We start from the raw sequence: 4,598 nt of genomic DNA on the forward strand, positions 1-4,598 counted from the left end.
GTGTGGGACGTCGCCGAGCAAGCGCTCTATTGGGTCGATATCGAAGGCAAGCTCCTCCAGCGCTATCGCCCGTCGACCGGCGTGGTCGACCGGTGGCCAATGCCGGAGCGCATCTGCAGCCTCGCGCTGCGCGAGAAGGGCGGGCTGATCGTCGCCTTCGCTTCCGGCATCGCCTTTTACGACCTCGAAAGCGGCGCCATCGATTGGATCGCCCGCCCCGAGGCGGACAAGCCGGGCAACCGCTTCAACGAGGGCAAGTGCGACCGCCGCGGCCGTTTTTGGGCGGGCGCCATGGACGACAGCCTGAGGGCGCATACCGCCGCGCTCTATCGAGTCGATCCCGACCACTCGGTGCACAAGGTGTTCGGCGACGTCGGAATCTCCAACTGTTTCGTCTGGTCGCTCGACAACGACGCCTTCTTCTTCGCCGATACGCTCGACAAGCGCATCTACAAGTTCGACTACGACGATGAGGCCGGGACCGTGGACAATCGCCGCCTGTTCGCCGAGACGGCCGCCAATCCGGACGGCGGCGCCATCGACGAACACGGCTTCCTGTGGAACGCCGAATGGGATGCGTGGCGGATCGTGCGCTACGCGCCGGAGGGAACGATCGATCGCATCGTCGGACTGCCGATCGAGAAGCCGACAAGCTGCATGTTCGGCGGTCCGGATCTCGCGACCCTCTACGTCACCTCGGCAGTATGGGACTTGACGCCGGCGCGGCTGGCCAACCAGCCGCATGCCGGCGGGCTGTTCGCCGTCGACGTCGGCGTGCGCGGGGTCGCAGAGCGGCGCTTCGCAGGCTGACCGCCTGAGGGTTGTCGCTCATGAAGGTTGCGCCGCCAAGATTACGGTCTTCAATGCGAGGAGAGCAGATCGTCGATCAAGGGGAGGGAGGGTCATGCGCCGGCTCGAGGGCAAGGTGGCGATAGTGACTGGAGCGGGGTCGGGCATCGGCGAGGCGGTCGCGCGCCGCTTTGTCGCCGAGGGCGCGCGCGTCGCGATCGGCGATGTCGACGCGTCGAGCGGCAAGCGCGTCGCGGCCTCGCTCGGCGAGTCCGCCATCGCCATTGCAACCGACGTCGCCGACCCTAATCAAGTCGAGCAGTTGATTGCCGGGGCGGCGGAGCGGTGGGGCGGCCTCGACGTTCTGGTCAACAACGCCGGCGTCGCCGTGTTTGGCGACCCGCTCGCCATCAGCGAAGCCGATTGGCGGCGCTGCATGGCGGTCGATCTCGAGGGCGCGTCGAGCGGCTGTCGCGCGGCGCTGCCGCGCCTCCTGGCGCGCGGCGGCGGCGCGATCGTCAATATCATTTCCAATCACTCGTTCCAGGTGATGCGCGACACCTTTCCCTATCCTGTCGCCAAGCACGCGCTGTTGGGGCTGACCCGCGCGCTGGCGCTGCAATACGCCGACAAAGGGATTGCCGTGAACGCGATCTCGCCGGGTTGGATCGAGACGCCGCTGACGCTCAAACAGTTCGCGGCGACGTCCGATCCCCAGCGTGCGCGCGCTGAGGTCGAGGCCAAGCAGCCGATCAAGCGCCTCGGCCGGCCGGAGGAGATCGCGGCGATCGCCGTGTTGCTCGCCTCCGACGAGGCGCGCTTCATCATCGGCGCGAACATCAACGCCGACGGCGGCGTCGGGATTCGCATGTACGAGTGAGCGAGGGACTCTTGTCGCTGGTCGCGGAAATCGATCTCGCCGCGGCGCCGCTCTCCGGCGACGCGTTCGTCAGTCGCCCAGGCGTCAAGCGCCTGTTGACGCCCACCCTTATGGGAGCGCTGGTCTGAGACGCCATGACAGACTATCTGATAAACACGAAGCAAAGCCACATCGAGCAAGCGGCGCGCGGAGCCAAGCGGGCGTGACGGCGGGAGCGAGCTTTCGACCCAAGGGGATCTACCCGATCCTCTACGCGTTCTTCGACGAGCGCGGCGCGCTGGACCGGCGCGCATGGCGCGCCGAGATCGAGGCGGTCATCGCCGCAGGCGCGCCGGGGATCGCCGTCCTCGGGCTCATCACCGAGGTCGCGGCGCTCGAACCTTCGGAGCGCCGCACGCTGGTCGAATGGGCGATCGAGGACGTCGCCGGTCGCGTGCCGATCCTCGCCACCGTCGCCGGACGAGACCTCGGCGAGACTTGCGCGCTCGCCCGCGACGCCGAAGCGGCGGGAGCGACCGCCCTGATTGTCCAGCCGCCGGTCGGCGCGCGGCCGAGCGAAGGCGAGCTCTGCGAGTTCTTCGCCGACGTCATGGCGGCGGTCAAGTCGCCGGCCGGCATCCAGAACGCGCCGGAGTTTCTCGGCGTGGGATTGAGCCCGCCGGCGGTTCGCGCGCTCGCCGACCGCCGGTCGAACTTCACTCTGATGAAGGGCGAGGGGCCGGTAGCGGTCGTCAAGCGCTACGTCGACGCGCTGTCGCCGCGCGTCGCGGTGCTCAACGGCCGCGGCGGGCTCGAACTACCCGACAATCTGCGCGCCGGATGCGTCGGCCTCGTCCCTGCGCCGGACTGCGCCGATTGGCAGATGGCGATCCAGGCCGCCTTCCTCGCCGGCGACGAGGCCCGCATGGACGCGCTCTATCGCGACATTCTGCCTTATGTCGTGTTCGCCATGCAGAGCCTCGACGTCGCCATCCTCTACGGCAAGCGGATGTTTGCGGCGCGGGCGGGGATCGACAATCCATGCGCGTGCCGGATCGTCCGTGACGCGCCCGATCCGTTCCTCATCGCCGCAATGCGCCGCTGGTCGGCGCGCTTCGGCCCCTACGCCAATCAACTCGGAGCCGCCGCATGAAGATCGTCGCGCTGAAGACCTACCTCGTGCCGCCGCGCTGGCTGTTCCTCAAGATCGAGACCGACGCCGGAATTGACGGCTGGGGCGAGCCGGTGCTCGAAGGGCGCGCCGCGACGCTGGCGACGTTGATTGAGGAGATCTCGGATTTCCTGGTCGGCCGCGATCCCTGTCAGATCAACGACATCTGGCAGAGCCTCTATCGCAACGGCTGCTATCGCGGCGGCCCGGTGCTGATGAGCGCGATCTCCGGCGTCGACCAAGCGCTGTGGGACATTCTCGGCAAGCATCACGGCGCGCCGGTCCATGCGCTGCTCGGCGGCGCACAGCGCAGCCGGATCAAGACCTACATTTGGATCGGCGGCGACCGGCCGCACGACCTCGTCGCCGACGCGCGCGACGCCATGAGCCGCGGCTTCCGCGCGGTGAAGATGAACGTCTGCGAAGAGCTCGGCATGATCGACGATTATCGCAAGATCGACGCGATCGTCGCCCGGCTCGGCGAGCTGCGCGCGGCGGTTGGCGACGCGCTCGACCTCGCTTTCGATTTCCACGGGCGCGTCCACGCGCCGATGGCGCGCGTCTTGCTGCGCGAGGTCGCGCCGCTCAGGCCGATTTTCGTCGAAGATCCTGTCGCGCCCGGCCAGCTCGAAGCGCTTGCCGAGCTCGCACGCTCGACCTCGATCCCCCTCGCGGTCGGCGAGCGCATGCATTCGCGCGCCGAGTTCAAGGCTGTGTTCGAAGCGCGGGCGGCGCAGATCGTCAACCCCGACCCCGCCCACGTCGGCGGCGTCACCGAGGCGATCCGCATCGGCTGGATGGCCGAGTGCTACGACGTCGCGCTCGCCCCGCACTGCCCGCTGGGCCCGATCGCGCTCGCCGCCTGCCTGCAGGTCGACGCGATCTGTCACAACGCCGTGCTGCAGGAGCAAAGCCTCGGCATCCACTACAATCAAGGCGGCGACTTGCTCGACTATCTGACCTCGAAAGCGCGCTTCGCCTACGCCGACGGCTTCCTCGCCATCCCCGACGGGCCAGGGCTCGGAATCGAGGTCGACGAGGCGAAGGTCGCGGAAATGGCAAAAGTCGGCCATCGCTGGCGCGCCCCGGTTTGGCGCCACGAGGACGGAGCGATCGCCGAATGGTGAGGGGATCGATTTCGAGCCCGCGGCAAACGGCGCGGCGAGCTTGCGCGCTAGTTGAGGCTTCGAGGGTCGCCGGGATCGACGATTGAGCCTTTCGGCGAAACCGCCGCGATGGCGCGATTGTCTGCGACCGGGAGCGGCGACAGATGGCGACGCCGCTTCCCGATTGGTCGACTGCCGAGCGTCGCCGTCGCCGGTCCGCGCCTTTGCTTGCAAATCGGGCGAAACCCCGGGGTTCCGGTCTCGACGCTCGGCCGCTCGTCGTTCGCCGCCGCCTCCAGTCGTCCCCAAACGCGCTTCAGCCCACGTCGCAGGATGATGACGGCGCTCGGCCGGGAGCCGCCGCGAACGAGGTCGAGGATTCCGTCAGAATCGTCGGGACCGGGCAAGCCGGCCCAACCGCTTGCCGACCCGCTGAGCGGAGCCGCCACAACCGCGGCGCCCCACGCGCAACTTCGAGGCGGGCCGATTCAACGGGAACCCGCCTCGGCGGGCGTCGTGACCTAGGCTTGCGGATGGGTGATGTCTTTCACCGAAGCCATCAGTTCGTCGTCGTCGAAGACCCGCTTCCAGTCGGGCTGGAACAGCTTGGCCTTCGCCTTTTCGATCGCCCGCTTGGCGCCGTCCGAGAACACGCCTTCCTTGAACAGGTTGA

General features: G+C 68.2%; 6 protein-coding genes. 5 read left to right on the plus strand and 1 reads right to left on the minus strand.

Annotation, left to right across the window (positions count from 1 at the left end; genetic code table 11):
- The 5 genes from ABSF49_RS20320 to dgoD all read left to right on the plus strand — a co-directional run.
- The coding region (locus tag ABSF49_RS20320) for an SMP-30/gluconolactonase/LRE family protein (RefSeq protein ID WP_424114454.1) at positions 1–810 on the plus strand (810 nt) is incomplete at its 5' end.
- A 94-nt stretch (positions 811–904) separates the two neighbouring features.
- A complete protein-coding gene (locus tag ABSF49_RS20325) occupies positions 905–1,669 on the plus strand; it encodes an SDR family oxidoreductase (protein WP_424114455.1) in 765 nt (254 codons plus the stop codon).
- Positions 1,666–1,797 carry a hypothetical protein gene (locus ABSF49_RS20330; protein WP_424114456.1) on the plus strand — a complete coding sequence of 44 codons (132 nt, stop codon included), beginning with the start codon at positions 1,666–1,668 and terminating at the stop codon, positions 1,795–1,797. The genes ABSF49_RS20325 and ABSF49_RS20330 overlap by 4 nt, the downstream gene beginning before the upstream one ends.
- A gap of 74 nt (positions 1,798–1,871) precedes the next feature.
- A complete protein-coding gene (locus tag ABSF49_RS20335; RefSeq protein WP_424114457.1) occupies positions 1,872–2,801 on the plus strand; it encodes a dihydrodipicolinate synthase family protein in 930 nt (309 codons plus the stop codon).
- Positions 2,798–3,946 carry a galactonate dehydratase gene (dgoD, locus tag ABSF49_RS20340; protein WP_424114458.1) on the plus strand — a complete coding sequence of 383 codons (1,149 nt, stop codon included), beginning with the start codon at positions 2,798–2,800 and terminating at the stop codon, positions 3,944–3,946. The genes ABSF49_RS20335 and dgoD overlap by 4 nt, the downstream gene beginning before the upstream one ends.
- Positions 3,947–4,446: 500 nt before the next feature.
- Here the strand turns inward: dgoD and ABSF49_RS20345 are convergent, their stop codons facing one another.
- Positions 4,447–4,578, minus strand: a complete 132-nt coding sequence (locus tag ABSF49_RS20345) for a phosphogluconate dehydrogenase C-terminal domain-containing protein (protein ID WP_424114459.1) — start codon at positions 4,576–4,578, stop codon at positions 4,447–4,449.
- Positions 4,579–4,598: the final 20 nt, after the last annotated feature.

The organism is Roseiarcus sp. (genome assembly GCF_049514155.1).
Classification (GTDB): Bacteria; Pseudomonadota; Alphaproteobacteria; order Rhizobiales; family Beijerinckiaceae; genus Roseiarcus.